This window comes from Flavobacterium chungnamense (assembly GCF_039539165.1).
GTDB classification, from domain to species: Bacteria; Bacteroidota; Bacteroidia; order Flavobacteriales; family Flavobacteriaceae; genus Flavobacterium; species Flavobacterium chungnamense.
Map to the genome: position 1 here is coordinate 1 of NZ_BAABCS010000022.1, position 519 is coordinate 519.

The following is a 519-nucleotide window of genomic DNA, read 5'->3' on the forward strand; positions in this document are numbered from 1 at the left end:
TGCTCCAGCAACTGGTTGTGCGTTGATGTTTACTGTAGCGATACTTGTATCATCAATACAAGGTGCTGTACCTGTTAATGTATAAAGGAAAGTACTTGTTGTTGAACCAACTGCTGGGGTGAAAGTTCCTGCTGTTGCACTAAAAACTCCTCCTGTTCCACCTGTTCTTGTCCAAGTTCCACCTATTTGCTCACCTGTAATTAAGGTAGATAAATTAACGGCTACTGCCGATGTCTCACAAACTGTGGTAGCTCCATCTGTACCTGCAATTGGTTGTGGGTTGATAGTTACAGTAGCCACACTAGTATCATTAATACAAGGTGCAGTGCCTAATAATGTATATTCAAAGGTACTCGTTGTAGCTCCAACGGCAGGAGTAAATGTTCCTGCTGCTGCATTAAAAGCTCCTCCAGTTCCACCTGTTCTTGTCCAAGTTCCACCTATTTGCTCACCTGTAATTAAGGTAGATAAAGTAATTGCTGTTGTTGATGTCTCGCAAATTGTAATACCGCCGTCTAC

The 519-nt window shown here is 42.4% G+C and carries 1 protein-coding gene; it reads right to left on the bottom strand.

Annotation, left to right across the window (positions count from 1 at the left end; translation table 11 throughout):
* Positions 1-519, bottom strand: a 519-nt coding sequence (locus ABD771_RS13430) for a hypothetical protein (protein ID WP_345095456.1), incomplete at both ends; no start/stop codon positions are given.